The organism is Nocardiopsis changdeensis (assembly GCF_018316655.1).
Classification (GTDB): Bacteria; Actinomycetota; Actinomycetes; order Streptosporangiales; family Streptosporangiaceae; genus Nocardiopsis; species Nocardiopsis changdeensis.
Genome location: NZ_CP074133.1, coordinates 2,577,881 through 2,595,893, shown reverse-complemented (window position 1 = coordinate 2,595,893; position 18,013 = coordinate 2,577,881). Strand labels below are relative to the sequence as shown.

The following is an 18,013-nucleotide window of genomic DNA, read 5'->3' as shown; positions in this document are numbered from 1 at the left end:
GACGGCGGCCGCCGGCACCGGGGGCCGGCCGTCATCCCCCTGTGTCGGGGGCCGCGGGGGCGGAGCCGCCCGGGACGGTGCCCGGGAGGCCGGTGTCGGCGGACAGCTCGGCGGTGATCGCCTCCAGCCGCTCGGCCAGGCCCGCGGAGACCTCGGCGGCGGTGGTGTCCCCGGCCTCCTCGGCCCGCGCGGTGACCTCGGCGAGCAGGTCCGCTGCGGTACCGCTCCCGACCAGTTCGGCGTAGAGGTCGGCGTAGGCGGACTCGTAGAGCGCTTCGAAGCCGGCGTCCGCGAGGAAGCGTTCCTTGAGCGCCCCGCTGCCGCCCATCGACATGCCGCCCCCTTCCCCGCGCTCACCGCCGGGGAAGCCCCCCTGGGGCGGTTCCACGCCCTCCGGAGGCTCCGCGCCCTCGGGAAGCCCCATGCCCTCCGGAGGCTCCATGCCCTCCGGGAACTCCATGCCCGCCGGCGGCTGCGTCCCCTGGGGCGCCTCCGTGCCTTCGGGGGTCCCACCGCCCCCGCCGCCCGTCGGACCGCCCCCGCCCATGCCGCCGAAGGCCAGGTTGAGGTCCCAGGACAGGACGGTGAACCGCTCCTCGGAGAGGTCGTACCAGAGGTAGTAGTTGTTGCCGGGGCCGTCCATGCCGTCGGTGTTGGACACCAGGTCCTGGAGCGCCAGGTGGCGGGCGAAGGACTCCACGTCCAGGTGCCCGTCCAGCTCCTCGGCGAACTCGGCGTCGTCGGCCTCGTCCACGAACCGCAGCAGTTCCATGACCGGCGTCAGGTCGTAGGCGCCCTCGGCGTTGACCTGCTTGAACGCGTCCTCGTACTCGGTGGGGTCCTCACCGAGGTAGTCGAAGGACCCGCCGGCGCGGCCCTTGTAGAGCACCCCGTCACCGAGCCCGGCCGCCCAGGCGGCGTCGGGGTGGTCCAGCAGCAGGCGCACGGCCGTGCCCTCCCCGTTGACCGTGAACGAGGTGACCGTGTGGTCCTGGGTGGTCTGCCCGGCCGCTTCGGTCAGCTCCAGGGCCAGGGCCTCGTTGAGCGCGGTGTCGGAGCCGGAGGCGGCGGGGCGCAGGGCGAGCTCGGTGTGGCCCTGGTAGGCGCGCCCCTCGGCGTACTCGTCGAAGGAGATCAGCCAGGGCAGGTCCTCGGGAGCGTCCTCCGACAGGGCGACCCCGCCGGGACCGCCGCCCGCGCCTTCCTCCTCCTCGCGGCCGCCGCCGCGCAGGCCCATGAGGGTGGAGTTGCCCTTGAGCCGCAGGCCCACGTCCTCGATCCCGGTGCCGTCGATGACGATGTCCGCCCGGATGTACTCCTTCTCCCCCTCCTCCTGGAAGGCGTCCATCATCTCGGCGTACTCCTGCTCGTCGAAGGTCACCTCGATGGTGTGCGATCCGTCGGCGAACAGGTCGGCGGTGCCCTCGATGTCCTCGGTGATCCCGTCGTCGGGGACCGGGGCCGAGGTCACGTAGGGCGTGATCCGGGTCGGTGCCAGGAGCAGCAGCACCGCGACCAGCCCGGCCGCGAGGACGGCGGCCCTCCACCCGTGGTGGCGCAGCCGCGCGGGGATGCGGTGGCGGAGCCGGGGCCGGGGTGCGGCGCCCTCCGCGGCGGTGTCCTCCGCTTCCATGGGGGTCACAGGTCCGTCTGGTCGTAGCCGGTCAGGACGGTGGCCTTCTGCCCGGAGGCGACCGAGCGCAGGGCCGCGACCAGCTCGCGGGGCTCGGCGCCCTTCTTGAGGCGGGCGGTGTAGACGAACTCCAGCAGGGAGCCGCCGCGCACGCTCTCGGTGCCGATCAGCTCGTACTCGTCGGTGAAGCGGATGAGGACGTCCTCCACGAACGGGGCGTGGTCGTCGCCGTCCGCGGGCACCTGCACCTTGACGACCTGGCGCTGGACGTTCAGCGAGAACCAGTCGAACCGGTGCATCAGCAGCACGACGGCGCAGATGAGCACGGTCGCCAGCACGGCCAGCAGGTAGAACCGGGTGCCACAGGCCATGCCGATGCCCATGACCAGGAAGATGAACCCGACGTCGCGGGTCTCCTTGATCGCGTTGCGGAAGCGCACCACGGACAGGGCGCCCACCAGCGCGAAGGCCCGGGCGATGTTGGAGCCCACCACCAGCATGATGAGCGCGATGAGCATGCCCAGGACGATCAGGGTGTGGACGTAGCTCTGGCTGTAGGAGATGTTGCGGTGGGTGGCCCGGTAGGTCCAGGCCACCACCAGGCTCATCGCGAAGGCCAGGCCCATGGCGAGGGCCACGTCCATGACGCTGAACGTTCCGGACAGGTCGGTGAGGGAGAAGTCGAGGTTCATCGGGCGGGCTCCGGAGCGGTGCGGTGGTCGGCGGTCAGCGGTCGGGCCTCGGCGGCGTCGCCGTCGGGCAGGTGGAACACGGAGCGCGGGGCGCGGCCGCAGGCCTCGACGCTCTGGCAATACTTGGAGATGCGCTGGACCTGCAGGTCCATGCGGGCGGCCAGGTCGGTCACCCAGGAGGGGACGCGCTCGTTGACCTTGACCTCCAGCACCGCCAGGTCGGGGCGGATGATGTACCGGTTCTCGGCCGGGGCCCGCAGGTCGAAGTCGCGGTCGCGGCCGCGCACCCGGTGGTCGAGGGTGACGCGCAGCCCCAGGTCGGCGTCGACGCCGACGTAGGGTTCGCGGCGGTAGCCGGTCATGGCGACGGGACGCAGGTCCAGCCGGTGGACCAGGTCCAGGACCTCGTCCACGAACGCCGGGTCGGCGTCGGGGTGGGCGACGCGGATCCGCCGGTCGCACAGGCCGCGGGCCAGGTGGTAGGGCAGGATGACCCGGCGCTTCTGGGTGACCCGGTTGACGCGCTGCTTGATCTCGACCGACACCGGGGTGTCCTCGGGGGCGTCCCCGAGTTCGCCGTAGCGGCGGATGCGGAGCTTGCGGCGGAAGCGCAGCCCCTCGATCTTCTCCCAGTAGAAGCGCAGGCGGTCGGTGTCGTAGTACAGGCTCCAGACCGCGTAGCCGTCGTCCCCGGCGTACGGGTCGCGCCGCATACGGGCGCCCAGCTCGGCGCGCACGTCGGCCAGCCGGGAGCGCGGCACCAGGTACTTGAGCTCGTAGCGGTTGAAGGCGTGCAGCCTGCTCGGCGCACGGAGGCGGTCGCCCGCCGAGGTCGTGTCCGTCGGCACGGTCGGTGTCCCCTCTCGGTTCGTTCGGTGACGACTCGAGGAACGGAACACGACGGGGCGGGGACCTTCCCGGGAGTTTCCTGGGAGTTCGCTGGGAACCGGGGCGTCCGCCCAGGTGGGAGGGCGGGTGCGGGCCCGGGTTGGAATCGGGTGAGAGGGGTCCGGGCGCGGTCAGCCGGTGTACTGGCGGCACTCCCCGGTGAAGACCGCGTCGATCTCGGCGCGCAGGACGGCCAGGGCGCGGTCCCGCTCGCCGGGGTCGCGGTACAGGGCGGTCGCCAGGCCCTCGGTCGCGGCGGCCAGGCGGGCGGCGGCCAGGGCGGGGTCGGCGGCGGGGTCGACCTCGCCGCACTCGAAGCCGTTGGTGACCGCGCGGGCGATCTCGGCACGCATGGTGGCGGCGGTGCGGGCGTCCACCTCGGCCAGGCGGGGGTTCTCCAGGGCGCGGCCCGCGAAGGTGCGGGTGACGCGGAACTCGGCCCGGCGGCGCCCGTCCAGGGGCAGGTACTCGGCCAGGGCGGCGGCCAGGACGTCGGCGATGGAGCGCTCGTGCCGGACGCCCCCCGCGATCACGTCCGCGACCCGGGCGGCGACGGCGGCGCCCACCCGCTCGAAGGCGTGCAGGAGCATGTCGTCCTTGGCCGGGAAGTAGTGCTGGACCAGGCCGACGGAGATGCCCGCGCGGTCGGCGGTGCGGGCGACGGTGACCGCCGCCAGGCCGCCGGAGGCGATGAGGTCGGTCACGGCGTCCGCGATCTGGGCACGGCGCTGGTCGTGGTCTGCGGTTCGTGGCACGGGTTGACCGTATCAGCATACGGCTATAACAATATGCCAATACGGTTATCGAAAGGACGCCGATGCGCCTCCCCCTCGCCCTGCTGCTCGCACTGACCCCCCTCCCACCCGCCGAGGCCGCGGACACCGGGGCCATGGACGCCCGCGCCGAAGCGCACGCCGCCGCGGTCGGAGTCCCCGGGCTGGCCTACGCCGTGGTCGGACCCGAGGGCGTGGAGCACGCCTTCCACACCGGCGTCGACGGCGCCGGGGAACCGGTGGACGCCGGCACCGCCTTCCTGTGGGGGTCGGTCGCCAAGCCCGTCACGGCCACCGCCGCCCTCGTCCTGGCCGAGGAGGGGAGGCTGGACCCCGACGCGCCGGTGGGCGACCACCTGCCCGCCTTCGAGGGGCGCGACATCACCGTCCGCCACCTGATGACGCACACCTCCGGGATCCCCGAACGCGCCGCCTTCGCGGTGGCGGACCACTACGGGCCGGACGCGATGGGCCTCGACGAGCGGGTGGAGCACCTGGCCGGGGTCGCGGCCGCGGAGCCCGGGACGCACGCCTACTCCAGCGCCAACCACCTGCTGCTCGGGGCCGTGATCGAGGAGGTCACCGGGGACCTGCACGGCCACCTGCGGGAGGCGGTGCTGGAACCCGCCGGGATGGACGGCGCGTTCACCGACGCGGAGGAGGCCCGGGCCGCCGGGCTCACCCCCGGCCACCGCTTCCTGTGGGGCGTGCCGGTGGCGGGCGCCGACGCCGGGAAGGTGGACGACGAGGGCGTCGCCTACGGCTACCTCGGCGGGACCCTGGACGACCTGGCCGCGTTCGCCCGCCTCCAGCTGGACCCCGACCCACCGCTGCTGGACGCGCAGACCCTGGCGGGCATGCGCGAGGGCGTCGTCCCGGTGCCCGGGTCGGCGCAGACCTACGGGCTGAGCTGGCGGGAGACCGAGCTGTCGGGCACCGGGGAGCCGGTCGTGTTCCACGGCGGGGCCACCCCGGGGTACGCCGCGATCGTGGTGCTGCTGCCCGAACGCGACCGTGCGGTGGTGGTCGCCCAGAACGCCTACGCGATCGCCGCCGACGGGGAGATCCAGCGGATCGCCTTCGACCTCGCCCGGATGCTCTCGGGCACCCCGGTGGAGGAGCCCGCCGCCGCGTGGATCCCCCCGGCCGCGGCCTGGGGCGCGACCGCCGCGGCCCTGGGGCTGGGCGCGGCGGCCGTGCGGCCGGGCCGGGGCCGGACCCGCACCGCCCTGGGCACCGTCGGCGTGCTCGCCGCCGTCGCCTCGGCCGCGCTGCTCTCCTACCTCGGGCCGCGCAGCTCACTGCTGTGGATCCCCGACCTCGCCCTGGCCGTGGCGGCCGGGGGCCTGCTGGGCGCGGTCCTGGCCGTGCGGGGCCTGGCGCCCCTCCTGCGGGGCGGGGTCAGACCCGGTCCAGGAAGCCGCCGTCCACGACGAGGTTCTGGCCGGTGACGAAGGCCGCCGCCGGCGACGCGAGGAAGGCGACCGCGCGGGCCACCTCCTCCGGGCGGCCCAGCCGCCCGAAGGGGATGCGCGAGCGGATGCCCTCGTAGAAGTCCGGGTCCTCCTCCCGGCGGCGGGCCCAGCCGCCGCCGGGGAACTCGATCGGCCCCGGCGAGACGGTGTTGACCCGCACCCCCTGCGGCGCCCAGGCGCGGGCCAGGGAGGAGGCGTGGTGGTTCAGGGCCGCCTTGACCGCCCCGTAGGAGCGGGCCCCGGCGGGCGGGGTGACGTGCAGCGCCGAGGTGGTGGAGATCAGCACCGCCGACCCGCCCCGGGCCGAGGCCGCCAGGTGGGGCTCCGCCGCCTCGGTCAGCCGCAGGAACGGAACGAGGTCGGTGTCGAAGGCCCGCTCCCACTGGTCGGGGGTGGGCGCGCTGCCGCCGGAGACGTTGGAGACCAGCACGTCCAGCCCGCCGAGGTCGGCGGCCGCGTCGGCCACGAAGGCGGTCAGCGCGTCGTGGTCGCGGACGTCCAGGGGCAGGGCGTACACCTTGGCGCCCTTGGAGCTCAGCTCCCCCGCCGCCTCCGCCAGGGGCACCCCGTCCCGGGCGCACAGCGCCAGGTCGGCGCCCTCGTCCGCGAACACCTCGGCGATGGCCCGGCCGATCCCCCGGCTGGCCCCCGTCACCAAGACCTTGGCGCCCGACAGTCCCAGATCCATGTCCGCGTCCCTCCCTCTGCAACGAGTACGGCCGGCCCCCGGGGAGCGGGGACCGACCGCGTCAACCTAGCAGGGCGCTCAGGCCCCGGTGGAGTGGAACCCGCCGTCCACGTGGACGATCTCGCCGGTGGTGGCCGGGAACCAGTCCGACAGCAGGGCCACGACGGCCTTGGCCGCGGGCTCGGGGTCGCTCACGTCCCAGCCCAGCGGGGCGCGCTCGGGCCAGTGCTTGGCCAGCTCCTCGAACCCGGGGATGCTGCGCGCGGCCATGGTGCTCAGCGGGCCGGCCGAGACCAGGTTCACCCGGATGTTCTGGTCGCCGACGTAGCGGGCCAGGTAGCGGGCGGTGGAGGTGAGCGCGGACTTGGCCACGCCCATCCAGTCGTAGATCGGGTACGAGACGCTGTTGTCGAAGTCCAGCGCCACCACCGAGCCGCCGTTCTTCATGAGCGGCGTCAGCGAGGTGGTCAGCGACTTCAGCGAGAACGTCGAGGTGTGCATCGCGGTGGCCACGTCCGACCACTGCGTGTTGAGGAAGTTGCCGCCCAGGGCGTCCTGCGGGGTGAACCCGATGGAGTGGACGATGCCGTCCAGGCCGTCGACGTGCTCGCTCACACGCGCGGCCAGGGTCCCCAGCTGCTCGTCGTCGGTGACGTCCAGCTCCAGGACCGGCGGCGGCTCGGGCAGGCGCTTGGCGATGCGCTCCACCAGGCTCAGGCGGCCGTAGCCGGTCAGGACGACCGTGGCGCCCTGCTCCTGGGCCAGGCGGGCGACGTGGAAGGCGATGGAGGAGTCGGTGAGCACCCCGGTGACGAGGATGCGCTTACCTTCGAGAAGTCCCATGGTGTCGGGTTGTCCGTCCTGTTTCTGGTCTGCTGTGCGGTGGGCCGGGTCGGCTCAGTGGCCCATGCCCATGCCGCCGTCGACGGGGATGACCGCGCCGCTGATGTAGGCGCCGCCGGGCCCGGCGAGGAAGGACACCGTGCGTGCGATGTCCTCCGTGGTGCCGTAGCGGCCCAGGGGGATGTTCTTCTTGATCTCGGCCTGGCGCTCCTCCGGCAGGGCGCCGGTCATGTCGGTCTCGATGAACCCGGGCGCCACCACGTTGACCGTGATGTTGCGCGAGCCCAGCTCGCGGGCGAGCGAACGGCCGAAGCCGACGAGCCCGGCCTTGGAGGCGGCGTAGTTGGCCTGGCCGCCGGAGCCGAGCAGGCCCACCACCGAGGAGATGAGGATGATCCGTCCCGAGCGCTTGCGCATCATGCCGCGGACGGCGCGCTTGGCGACACGGAAGGAACCGGTGAGGTTGGTGTCGAGCACCGACGAGAAGTCGTCCTCGCTCATGAGGGCCAGGAGCTGGTCCTTGGTGATCCCGGCGTTGGCGACGAGGACCTCGACGGGCCCCTGCGCCTCCTCGACCTCCTTGAACGCGGCGTCGACCTGGGCGGAGTCGGTGATGTCGCAGCGCACGCCCAGGAACCCCTCCGGGGGCTCGCCGGACCGGTAGGTCACGGCCACGTCGTCGCCGCCGGCGGCCAGTTCACGGGCGATGGCCAGGCCGATTCCGCGGTTGCCGCCGGTGACCAGTACCGAGCGGGACATAGAGGGCTCCTTGTTCTACCCGCGGCCGCCGGGGCGGCCACGGCACGTGACGGGGTCGGGGATCGCAATGCAGCGTACCGAGGTCGCGGGGGGTGGTCGCAATGCGGCCGGGTACAGGACTCCTCCCCGGCTTCCTGTGGGGTTCCGACATGCCGGACCGGCCGGGGTGAGGCGGGTCACGCCGTCAGGCCCACCCGGCGTCGTGGGCGAGGATGGCCGCCTGGACGCGGTTGGACATGCCGAGCTTGGCGAGGATGCGGCTGACGTGCGCCTTGACGGTGGCCTCCCGCATCCCCAGGGCGCGCCCCGCCTCGGCGTTGGACATGCCCTGGGCGACGGCGACCAGGACGGCGCGCTCGCGTTCGCTCAGCACCTCCAGGCGCCGCTCGGCGCTGGCCCGGCCCTCGGCGGAGTCGGCCGGGGCCGGGGCGGCGAACCGCTCCAGCATGCGCTTGGTGACACTGGGCGAGAGCATGGCGTTGCCCTCGTGCACGGTGCGCACCGCGGCGATGAGGTCGCGCGGCGGGGTGTCCTTGAGCAGGAAGCCGACCGCCCCGGCGCGCAGCGCGCCGTGCACGTACTCGTCCAGGTCGAAGGTGGTGAGCAGCACCACGTGCGGCGGGTCGGGCAGGGCGGCCAGCCGGGCGGCGGCGGTGAGGCCGTCCACGCCGGGCATGCGGATGTCGAGCAGGACCACGTCGGGGGCCAGCTCCTCGGTGAGGCGGATCGCCTCGGCCCCGTCGCCGCCCTCGCCGACCACCTCGATGTCGGGCGCCGAATCCAGGATCATCCGCAGTCCGGACCGGACCAGTTGTTCGTCGTCGATCAGGACGGTGCGGATCACGGAACGGCCTCCTCGGCGCCTGCGGGTGTATCGGTCGGCACGATAGCGCGCAACCGCCAGCCGCCGTCCGGGCACACACCGGCGGTGAGGTCCCCGCCCGCCAGCACGACGCGTTCGCGCAGGCCGGTGAGGCCGAACCCGCTGCGCGGCGCGGGCGCCCCGGCCCCGGCCGGGGCCGGGCCGTTGGCCACCTCCACCTCCATCCGGTCCGGGGCCCGGTGCAGGAGCACCGTGACGCGGGCCCCCTGGGCGTGCTTGGCCGCGTTGGTCAGCCCCTCCTGGACGATGCGGTAGACGGTGCGCTGCACGGACCCGGGGACGGGCCGGTCCCCGCCGGTCTCGGTGAGCCCGATCTCCATCCCGGCGGCGCGCCACTCCCGGACCAGGCGGTCCAGGTCGGACAGCACGGGCTGGGGCGCGGTGGGCGCGGCCGCGCCCTCCTCGCGCAGCACGCCGAGGATGCCGCGCAGCTCGGTCAGGGCCTCGCGGCCGGTGGTGCGGATGACCCCGGCGGTCTCGATGGTGCGCGGGTCGTCGGAGGAGACCTCCAGGCCGCCCGCGTGCAGGACCATGAGGCTGACCCGGTGGGCGACCACGTCGTGCATCTCGCGGGCGATGCGGGTGCGCTCGGCGGTGATGGCCTGGTCGGCGAGCAGGTGCTGTTCGCGCTCCAGGCGCTCGGCGCGCTCGTGGAGGCGGTCGATGAGCTGGCGCCGGGTGCCCACCCACAGGCCCATGACCGTGGGGGTGATCAGGAACCCGGTGATGAGGAAGAAGTACCCCAGGAAGACCGCCTGGTAGGAGGCGGTCACGGCCAGGCTCAGCGCGACCAGCCAGGCCACCAGGACACGGCGGTCGGAGAAGTAGACGGCGTAGGAGTACAGGGCGATGGCCGCTGGCACGAAGTTGCCGAACAGCAGCAGGATCACGAGCGAGCTGACCAGCAGCCACCGCGGGTCGGTGCGGCGCAGCAGCACCATGGCGGCGGCCCACAGGACGGGGGCGCCGTAGAACACGAACCCGGCGAGGAGGGTCGCGAAGGCGTTGACCGGCGCCAGCGAGTTCAGGAGGAACACGAACGTGCCGCCCAGGATCCCGATGCTCCCCGAGGAGCCCGAGGACAGCTGGAACATGGCGCTGAACGGCAGCGGCGCCAGGGCGTAGAACCAGTCGGCGAAGACGAGCCTGCGCTCCCACCACCAGCGGCCGTTGCGCCGGCCCAGGGCGCCCAGCGCCCTGCCCGACTCCTTCACCCACTTCCACATGCTGCGGAGTCTACGGCGGGGCGCCCGGCGGTCCGGCGGGCGCGCGGGCGCGGCGCCGACTCGGGGGAGAACCGCCGCCTTTCGATGTCCTCGCAGTTCAGAGCGGGTGAAAGCGGGCATCCGTCACCTTCGGTGCCCGGGGGACAACCGACGAAAGTCGGGGGGCCGACAGGACGAAGGGGTCGGTCCGCCCCCGCGCCTCCTTCCTTTGGACGAGGGGGGAAACCGTCCTGGGGGCCGAGGTCCCGGGCTTTTCCCGGACCTAGCGTTGAGATCACCGGCGGCGCCGCCGGGCGGGACCCGTCCCATCCGGTGCGCCCCGGTCCATCGTCACCGCACATCGTCTGGAGCAGTTCCCGTGAACGCACCCGCAGTGGATCCCCTCTCCTCCCCCGTGGCCCCGCCCCCGGTGGTGGTGGCCCGGGGTCTGACCAAGGTCTACGACACCGGGGAGACCCGCGTGCACGCCCTGGACGGGGTCGACGTGGAGTTCCACCGGGGCGCGTTCACCGCGATCATGGGCCCCTCGGGCTCGGGCAAGTCGACCCTCATGCACTGCCTGGCCGGGCTGGACGTGGCCACCTCCGGCAGCGTGCACCTGGGCCGGACGCAGATCACCGGGCTGCGCGACGCCGAGCTGACCCTGCTGCGCCGCGACCGCATCGGGTTCATCTTCCAGTCGTTCAACCTGCTGCCGATGCTCACCGCCGAGCAGAACATCCTGCTGCCCTCCCAGATCGCCAAGCGCAAGGTGGACCGGGAGCGGTTCGACCGCATCATCGGGGTGGTCGGGCTGCGCGAGCGGCTGCACCACCTGCCGGCCAAGCTCTCCGGCGGCCAGCAGCAGCGCGTGGCCGTGGCCCGCGCCCTGCTCAACGCCCCCGAGGTGGTCTACGCCGACGAGCCGACCGGCAACCTGGACTCGCGCTCGGGCGCCGAGGTGCTGGAGTTCCTGCGCGCCTCCGCCAAGGAGCTGCACCAGACCATCGTCATGGTCACCCACGACCCGGTCGCCGCCTCCTACGCCGACCGGGTGGTGTTCCTGCGCGACGGCCGCCTCGTGGACGAGGTGACCGAGCCCACCGCCGAACTGGTCTCCCAGCGGCTGCTCAAGCTGGAAGAGGCCTGATCCGATGCTGCGCACCACACTGGCCGGGCTGCGCCTGCACAAGTCCCGGTACGTCACGACCGTGCTGGCGATCATGCTCGGCGTCATGTTCACCACCGGCACCATGGTCTTCGCCGACACCCTGGAGGCCGGGTACGAGAAGACCGTCATGGGCTCGGCCACCTCGGTCGACGCCATCGCCGTCCCGGCGGAGGGGGGCGAGGAGGAGCCCGCCCCCCTGGCCGAGGAGGCCCTGACCGAGATCCGCGCGCTCCCGCAGGTCGCGGGGGCCGACGGCCTGGCGGAGGGGCAGGTCGTCCTGCTCGACTCCGAGGGCCGCGCGTCCGGCTTCGTGCCGCCCGCGGCGGTGTCCTTCGGCGAGCACACCCGGTTCTCCGCCGAGGAGGGCGACCTGCCCGCCGGCGGCGACGAGATCGCCCTGGCCGTCTCCACCGCCGAACAGCTCGGGTTCGGGGTCGGCGACACCGTGACCGTCCTCGACCCGGACCAGGAGAAGCGGGAGTTCACCCTCACCGGCCTGGTCGAGTTCGGCGCCGACCCCCGGTACAGCTACAGCGGCGTGGTGGTCTTCGACCACGCGACCCTGGGCGGGATGACCGCGGCCGAGGGGTACGTCGAGATCGACGCCGTGGCCGCCGAGGGCTACACCGACCGGCAGGTCGCCGACGCGGTCGCCGGGGTCCTGGGTGCCGACGCCGAGGTGCTGACCGGCGAGGAGTTCGGGGTGGCCCTGGCCGAGGAGTCCGGCGCCGACACCGCGATGCTGCGCGTCGTGCTGCTGCTGTTCTCCTTCATCGCCATGTTCGTGGCCGGCATCGTCATCTACAACACCTTCGCCATCCTCATCGCCCAGCGCCAGCGCGAGCTGGCCCTGCTGCGGTGCGTGGGCGCCAAGCGCTCCCAGGTGTTCCGGTCGATGCTGGCCGAATCCCTGATCGTGGGCCTGGTCGCGTCCGCCCTGGGGGTCCTGGCGGGCATCGGCATCGGGATGGCCGGGGCCACCTTCGGAGGGCCGCTGCTGGGCATGGACGGAGCCGCGCTCACCGTCACGCCCCTGGCCGTGGCCACCGGCATGGTCCTGGGCACCGTGGTGACCGTGTTCTCCGCCCTGGTCCCCGCCACCCGGGCCACCCGGGTGGCGCCGCTGGCGGCGCTGCGCACCAGCGCCACCGCCGCCGGGCTGGAGAAGGGCACCGGCTGGGTGCGTGTGGTCCTGGGCCTGCTCGCCTTCGCCGCGTCCGCGGCCCTGGTCGCGGTCAGCCAGCTCGCCGGCCCGAACCAGCTGGGCCCGGTCATCGTCACCGGCTCCGCGCTGATCGCCTTCCTGGGGGTGGTGGTCCTGGGGCCGCTGCTGGTGCGCGGGATCGTGAACGTGGTGGGCCTGCCGCTGCGCCGGGTGGGGGTGCCGAGCATGCTGGCGGTGGACAACTCCGTGCGCAACCCGCGCCGGGCCGCCACCGCGATGATCGCGCTGACCGTGGGCGCCACGCTCATCACGGGCTACTCGGTGGTGAGCGCCTCCACGGAGACGACCCTGACCAAGATGCTGGACGAGCAGTTCCCGGTGGACTACCAGATCATGGCCCAGATGGGCACCGAGGCGGTCCCGGCCGCCGAGGACGCCCCCGCCGAGGGGACGGGCGAGGAGGCCGCCCCCGCGGAGGGCGCCGCCGCCGAGGGAGCCCCCGCCGAGGGGGCCCCGGCCGAGGGGGCCGCCGAGGAGCAGCCGGGGACGGACCCGGCCGCCGCGGCGGCGGACTCCGAGGTCGAGGGCCTGGCCCTGCCCCTGGACCCGGGCATCCCGGCCGAGGTGCGGGACACGCTCGGCGAGCAGGACGAGCTGGAGCGGGTGATCGCCGACCGCAACGTGTACGTGGAGCTCGGCGGGGACCAGAGCATGCCGGTCACCACGTACATCAACGGCCGGATCGGCGTCGATCTGACCGCGGACACCGTCGAGGGCGACCTCACCGACCTCGGCCCCGGCAGGGTCGTGGTGTCCGAGGGCTACGCCGACGGGGCGCGGGTGGGCGACACCTTCACCGTCCCGGGACTGTGGGGCGCCGACGACCTGGAGCTCGACATCGTCGCGATCACCGAGAACGGGGGCGGCCTGACGGGCGCCACCGTCGACCCGGAGGACTTCGCCGCCGCCTACCCCGAGGTCCGGGAGGACCGGACGCTGTACGTGGTCGCCGACGCCGACACCGAGGCCGACCGGGTGCGGGACGCCGTCCTGAGCTCCGTGGAGGACCACCCGACCCTCCAGGTCATGTCCGTGGCCGAGATGAAGGAGCAGTTCACCGGTATCCTCGACATCGCCTTCTACACGGTGGCGGCGATGCTGGGGCTGGCGATCATCATCGCGGTGTTCGGCATCGCCAACACCATGGCCCTGTCGGTGCTGGAGCGCACCCGCGAGTCGGCGCTGCTGCGGGCGCTGGGTCTGACCAAGGCCCAGCTGCGGCGGATGCTCAGCGTCGAGGCGGTGCTGCTGTGCCTCATCGGCGCCGGCATCGGCATCGTGTTCGGGGTGCTGTTCGGCTGGGCGGCCGCGGACTCGGTGCTGCCGAACATGGTGTTCGCCGTCCCCTCCGGCCAGATCGCGGTGTTCATCGCGGTGTCGGTGCTGGCCGGGCTGATCGCCGCGGTGCTGCCCGCACGCCGCGCCGCGGGCACCTCGATCACCGGGGCGCTGGCGAGCGAGTAAACACCGCCCACATCCGGCGTCAACACACGGAACGGAAGTGCTCGGGCCCCCGCCCACGGCGGGGGCCCGCGTCGTACCGTGGGGCCGGGGGGTGGGGCCGATGGGCGGTTCGACGGCGAGGCCGGTCGCGGCGGGGGGTGTGGCCTGGGGTTCGCCCGAGGCCCGGTGGATGCTCACCGCCACGGTGCTCGGCTCGGGGATGGCGTTCCTGGACTCGACGGTCGTGACGGTGGCGCTGCCCGCCATCGAGGGCGACCTGCGGACCGGGCTGTCCGGGCTCCAGTGGATCGTCAACGGGTACATGGTGACGCTGTCCGCGCTCATCCTGCTCAGCGGGTCGCTGTCGGACCGGTTCGGCCGGGTGCGGCTGTTCGTCTGGGGTGTGGCGGTGTTCGCGGTGGCGTCGGCCCTGTGCACGTTCGCCCCGACGCTGGAGTGGCTGGTGGCGGGCCGGATCGTGCAGGGGGTGGGCGGCGCGCTGCTGACCCCGGGCAGCCTGGCCATCCTCCAGGCGGGGTTCCGGGAGCAGGACCGGGCCCGGGCGATCGGCGCCTGGTCGGGGCTGACCGGGGTGGCCTCCGCGATCGGCCCCTTCGTCGGCGGGTGGCTGGTGCAGATCGGCGACTGGCGGCTCATCTTCCTCATCAACCTGCCGCTGGCGGCGGTCGTGCTGGCCATCGCGTGGTTCAAGGTGCCCGAGTCGCGCGACCCCGAGGCGGCGCGGCGGCTCGACTACCCGGGGGCGCTGCTGGGTGTGGTGGCGCTGGGCGGCACCACCTACGCGCTCATCCAGTGGGGCGCGGCGGGCGCCACCCCGGCGGTGTGGACGGGTGCGGCCGTCGGCGTGCTCGCCCTGGCGCTGTTCCTGGTGGTGGAGTCGCGGGTCGCCGACCCGATGCTGCCGCTGGGGATGTTCGCCTCCCGGGGGTTCAGCGCGACCAACGCGGCGACCGTGCTCGTCTACGGTGCGCTGGGGCCGCTGTTCTTCCTGCTGGTGATCTACCTCCAGGAGGTCGCCGGCTACCCGCCGATCGCGGCCGGGGCCGCCTCGCTGCCCATCACCGTGCTGATGCTGGCGCTGTCGGCCCGGTCCGGGAAGCTGGCCGCGCGGATCGGCCCGCGCCCCCAGCTGGTCGCCGGTCCGCTGCTGGTGGCGGCCGGCCTGTGGCTGCTGTCGCGGATCGGCACCGACGCCGCCTACCTCACCGAAGTGCTGCCCGGGGTGCTGCTGGTCGCGCTGGGGCTGTCCACCACGGTGGCGCCGCTGACCGCGACCGTGCTGGCGTCGGTGCCGGAACGGCACGCGGGCCTGGCGTCGGGGGTGAACAACACGTTCGCGCGCGGCGCCCAGCTGATCGGCGTGGCCGCGGTCCCGGCCCTGGCGGGGATCGCCGCGGGCGGGGAGGCCGGGGGCGCCGCCGACGCCGGGTCCCTGGCCTCCGGGTTCGGGACCGCGATGCTCATCCTGGCCGGGCTGTGCGCGGCGGCCGCGCTGTGCGCGCTGCTGCTGCCGCGGGGGCGGACGCCCGCCGCCTCCGGGGCCGCCGCGGGCGGCCCGCCGGCCGAGGAGGCCGCCGCGGTGCCCCCGGGCGCCGGGGAGCGGCCGCTGCGGTTCTGCGGGGTGGCGGGGCCGCCGTTGCGCTCCTGCCCGGGGTCCGCCGCGGGGCGGCCCCAGGACGGTCCGCCTCCCGGACGGAGCGGCTGACGGCCCCGCGGCCCCTCGCGTCGGCGCCGGGTCAGGCGTCCGGCGCCCCGGTGTCCCTGGGGTCCTCGGCGTCGGGGACGTAGGCGTCCGTGTCCTCGGTGCGGTCGCCGCGGCCGTCGGGCGAGTCCGCCGGGTGCCCCTCCGTCCGGCCGCCCCCGGCGTCGCGGACGGCCGCCCCCGGCGCGTCCTCGTCCACCGAGTCGTCGTCCTCGACCCGCAGGGCGTCCTCCTCCGCGGAGGGGGCCTCCACGTCCCAGCTCTGGCGGGGCAGGACGTCGCTCCGCTCGTCGGCCACCGCGCGGTCGATCCCGCGCTCGCCGCGGCTGTCGTCGTCCTCGAACTCGTAGCCCTCGATGTCGTAGTCGTTCTCGACCCGCCGTTCGCGCTCCTCGATCAGGCTGCGCTCCGGGTCGTCCCCCATGTCGGTGTCCACGTCGTACGGCTCGGTCATCGTCTCCCCCGTCCGTGGTCGGCCTCTCCGCGGATCGCGTCCGCACCGGCGTCCGGGCCGGTGCCGGCGCCGTGCGGCCGATCCGCCGTGGGGTCCCTCCTACCCCCGCGGCACCGGGATCATCACAGGCCGGGGCGAGGTTTTACGGGAGGCGGGGACGGCGCCGGTCAGCGGCGCGAGTTCTCGGCGCGGCGCAGCCGCAGCGGGCGCAGGGCCGCCTCCAGGGCGACGGCGCCGTCCAGCTTGCTCTCGCCCACGGCCCTCTCCTCGAAGTGGATGGGGATCTCGACGATCTTCTGCCCCCGGCGGAAGGCCCGGTAGTGCATCTCCACCTGGAAGGCGTAGCCGGTGCTCTCGATGCCCGGCAGGTCGAGCACCTCCAGGGCGGAGGCCCGCCACACCTTGAAGCCCGCGGTGACGTCGCGGACCGGGATGGCCAGCACCGTCTTGACGTAGGCGTTGGCCCACCCGCTGAGCAGGCGGCGGCGCAGACCCCACTGCTCGGACAGGCTGCCGCCGGGCACGTAGCGGCTGCCGATGACGACCCCGGCGTTGGTCGCCAGCAGGGTGCCCAGCAGCTGGGGGAGGTAGCCGACGGGGTGGCTGAGGTCGGCGTCCATCTGCGCGACGTACTCGGCGCCGTCCTCCAGGGCCCGGGTCATCCCGGCCACGTAGGCGCGGCCCAGCCCGTCCTTGGCCGTGCGGTGCACCACCGAGACCCGGCCGGGGAACTCCAGGGCGAGCTTGTCGGCGATCTCCCCGGTGCCGTCGGGCGAGTTGTCGTCCACGACCACGGCCCGGAGCCCGGGCAGGTCGAGGGACATGAGCTGCCGGACCAGCACCGGCAGGTTCTCCGCCTCCTCGTAGGTGGGCACGACCACCGTCAGCGCGGCCCGGGACCAGGGCTCGGGCAGGGCGACCGGCTCGGGGGTGACGCGCACCGGCGCGGACGGGGGGTGCTCCGGGGGCGTCGCTGAGGAGGGCATGCGCGGAAGGCTCCTGAGGGTCGGTCGGCGTCGGGTGCGTCCAGGATCACCCATCGGGCACGGAACGCACAATGGGCGTGAACGGTAGGGTACGCCCTTTGCGGGCGCAAGCGGGGCTCACTGCCCCCGTTCACGTGCCACGACGGCGACGTGGACCAGGGCCCCGGTCTCCTCCAGGGTCATCAGGACCTCGGGGTCGGAGCTACTGTCCGTGACCAGGTGGGCGATCTCCTCGGGCGGGACGGTGGCGACCATGGTGTCGGCCCCGATCTTGGTGTGGTCGGCCAGGACCACGGTCTCCTCGGCGCAGTCGGCCAGGGCCGTGTCCACGCCCGCGACGGCGGGGTTGGGGGTGCTCAGTCCGCGCTCGGCGCTCACCCCGTTGCCCGACAGGAAGGCGCGGGTGACGCGCAGCCCCTTGAGGCTCTGTTCGGCGGCGGCGCCGACCAGGGCCCGGGCGGGCCCGTAGAGGGTGCCGCCGGTGACCACGACCTCGACGCCGGTCGAGCCGGCCAGGGCCTCGGCGACCCGCAGCGAGTTGGTGACGACGGTGATGTCCGAGCGGGAGGCCAGCTCCCGGGCCAGGGCCTCGGTGGTGGTGCCGGGGCCGATGGTGACGGCGTCGCCCGGGCGGACCAGCCGGGCGGCGGAGGCGGCGATGGCGGCCTTCTCCGCGGCGGCCTGGCCGCTGCGGCCGGTGTAGCTCTGCTCGTGGCCGATGCGCCCGGGCAGGGCCACTCCCCCGCGGCGGCGGTCGACCAGCCCCTCGGTCTCCAGGGCGCGCACGTCGCGGCGGACGGTGACCTCGGAGGCGTGCACCTTGACGGCGATGTCGCGCAGGGACATCGTGCCGTTGGCGCGCACGAGTTCGAGAATGCGCTCCCGGCGTTCGGCGGCGAACGCCGGACGGTTCTCCTCGACCATGGACCTGACCTTCCGTGCTCCGGGCGGGGGCACGGGCGGTGCCCGTGCCCGGTCTAGAGTACGGACCTGCCGGCGACCGGGCGCTCCTCCTCGGCCTCCTCGGCGTCGAGGGGCGTGTCGATACGGTCGGGGTCCTCGGTCAGGAGGGTCGCGATGATGACCGCGGTGAGGGCCACCAGTCCGACGAGCGCTCCGGCTCCGAACAACATCACAACGGACATCTCCGGCCTCCCCAGGGGACGGGCTGA

General features: G+C 74.0%; 17 protein-coding genes. 4 read left to right on the top strand and 13 right to left on the bottom strand.

The features are described from left to right. Positions 1 to 31 precede the first annotated feature (31 nt). From KGD84_RS33560 to KGD84_RS11750, 4 genes are all read right to left on the bottom strand, one after another. Positions 32 to 1,633, bottom strand: coding sequence for a CotH kinase family protein (locus KGD84_RS33560; protein ID WP_220560328.1), 1,602 nt, complete (start codon positions 1,631 to 1,633; stop codon positions 32 to 34). Between the two features lie 5 nt (positions 1,634 to 1,638). Beyond that, on the bottom strand, positions 1,639 to 2,325 hold the full coding sequence (locus KGD84_RS11760; RefSeq protein ID WP_220560327.1) for a DUF4956 domain-containing protein: 687 nt from the start codon (positions 2,323 to 2,325) through the stop codon (positions 1,639 to 1,641). Beyond that, positions 2,322 to 3,173 (bottom strand): polyphosphate polymerase domain-containing protein, encoded by an 852-nt coding sequence (locus tag KGD84_RS11755; protein ID WP_255646464.1) that lies wholly within the window; start codon positions 3,171 to 3,173, stop codon positions 2,322 to 2,324. The genes KGD84_RS11760 and KGD84_RS11755 overlap by 4 nt, the downstream gene beginning before the upstream one ends. Positions 3,174 to 3,344: 171 nt before the next feature. Next, positions 3,345 to 3,968 carry a TetR/AcrR family transcriptional regulator gene (locus KGD84_RS11750; RefSeq protein WP_220560325.1) on the bottom strand — a complete coding sequence of 208 codons (624 nt, stop codon included), beginning with the start codon at positions 3,966 to 3,968 and terminating at the stop codon, positions 3,345 to 3,347. Between the two features lie 62 nt (positions 3,969 to 4,030). On the opposite strand from KGD84_RS11750, the gene KGD84_RS11745 reads away from it, so the two are divergent. After that, positions 4,031 to 5,437, top strand: coding sequence for a serine hydrolase domain-containing protein (locus KGD84_RS11745; protein WP_220560324.1), 1,407 nt, complete (start codon positions 4,031 to 4,033; stop codon positions 5,435 to 5,437). Here the strand turns inward: KGD84_RS11745 and KGD84_RS11740 are convergent. The 5 genes from KGD84_RS11740 to KGD84_RS11720 form a co-directional block, all read right to left on the bottom strand. Then, a complete protein-coding gene (locus KGD84_RS11740; RefSeq protein WP_220560322.1) occupies positions 5,388 to 6,149 on the bottom strand; it encodes an SDR family NAD(P)-dependent oxidoreductase in 762 nt (253 codons plus the stop codon). The two genes, KGD84_RS11745 and KGD84_RS11740, sit on opposite strands and share 50 nt — an antisense overlap. Before the next feature lie 78 nt (positions 6,150 to 6,227). Beyond that, a complete protein-coding gene (gene fabI, locus KGD84_RS11735) occupies positions 6,228 to 6,992 on the bottom strand; it encodes an enoyl-ACP reductase FabI (protein WP_220560320.1) in 765 nt (254 codons plus the stop codon). Between the two features lie 54 nt (positions 6,993 to 7,046). Further along, positions 7,047 to 7,751: a beta-ketoacyl-ACP reductase gene (locus KGD84_RS11730; protein ID WP_220560319.1), complete on the bottom strand. Its 705-nt coding sequence runs from the start codon at positions 7,749 to 7,751 to the stop codon at positions 7,047 to 7,049. 184 nt (positions 7,752 to 7,935) lie between these two features. After that, on the bottom strand, positions 7,936 to 8,595 hold the full coding sequence (locus KGD84_RS11725) for a response regulator (protein WP_220560318.1): 660 nt from the start codon (positions 8,593 to 8,595) through the stop codon (positions 7,936 to 7,938). Beyond that, positions 8,592 to 9,860, bottom strand: coding sequence for a sensor histidine kinase (locus tag KGD84_RS11720; RefSeq protein ID WP_220560317.1), 1,269 nt, complete (start codon positions 9,858 to 9,860; stop codon positions 8,592 to 8,594). The genes KGD84_RS11725 and KGD84_RS11720 overlap by 4 nt, the downstream gene beginning before the upstream one ends. Before the next feature lie 358 nt (positions 9,861 to 10,218). Between KGD84_RS11720 and KGD84_RS11715 the strand changes: the two genes are divergently transcribed. From KGD84_RS11715 to KGD84_RS11705, 3 genes are all read left to right on the top strand, one after another. Beyond that, positions 10,219 to 10,989 carry an ABC transporter ATP-binding protein gene (locus tag KGD84_RS11715; RefSeq protein ID WP_255646463.1) on the top strand — a complete coding sequence of 257 codons (771 nt, stop codon included), beginning with the start codon at positions 10,219 to 10,221 and terminating at the stop codon, positions 10,987 to 10,989. A 4-nt stretch (positions 10,990 to 10,993) separates the two neighbouring features. Continuing rightward, complete coding sequence (locus KGD84_RS11710) at positions 10,994 to 13,699, top strand: ABC transporter permease (protein ID WP_220560316.1); 2,706 nt, start codon at positions 10,994 to 10,996, stop codon at positions 13,697 to 13,699. Between the two features lie 100 nt (positions 13,700 to 13,799). Then, positions 13,800 to 15,404: a DHA2 family efflux MFS transporter permease subunit gene (locus KGD84_RS11705; protein WP_220560315.1), complete on the top strand. Its 1,605-nt coding sequence runs from the start codon at positions 13,800 to 13,802 to the stop codon at positions 15,402 to 15,404. A 31-nt stretch (positions 15,405 to 15,435) separates the two neighbouring features. On the opposite strand, the gene KGD84_RS11700 is transcribed toward KGD84_RS11705, so the two are convergent. From KGD84_RS11700 to KGD84_RS11685, 4 genes are all read right to left on the bottom strand, one after another. Next, on the bottom strand, positions 15,436 to 15,855 hold the full coding sequence (locus KGD84_RS11700; protein ID WP_220560314.1) for a hypothetical protein: 420 nt from the start codon (positions 15,853 to 15,855) through the stop codon (positions 15,436 to 15,438). A gap of 167 nt (positions 15,856 to 16,022) precedes the next feature. Continuing rightward, positions 16,023 to 16,841, bottom strand: coding sequence for a polyprenol monophosphomannose synthase (locus KGD84_RS11695; RefSeq protein WP_220560312.1), 819 nt, complete (start codon positions 16,839 to 16,841; stop codon positions 16,023 to 16,025). Positions 16,842 to 16,958: 117 nt separating this feature from the next. Continuing rightward, positions 16,959 to 17,765, bottom strand: a complete 807-nt coding sequence (locus tag KGD84_RS11690; protein ID WP_220560311.1) for a DeoR/GlpR family DNA-binding transcription regulator — start codon at positions 17,763 to 17,765, stop codon at positions 16,959 to 16,961. A 53-nt stretch (positions 17,766 to 17,818) separates the two neighbouring features. Further along, on the bottom strand, positions 17,819 to 17,986 hold the full coding sequence (locus KGD84_RS11685; protein WP_220565935.1) for a hypothetical protein: 168 nt from the start codon (positions 17,984 to 17,986) through the stop codon (positions 17,819 to 17,821). Between the last annotated feature and the right edge of the window lie 27 nt (positions 17,987 to 18,013).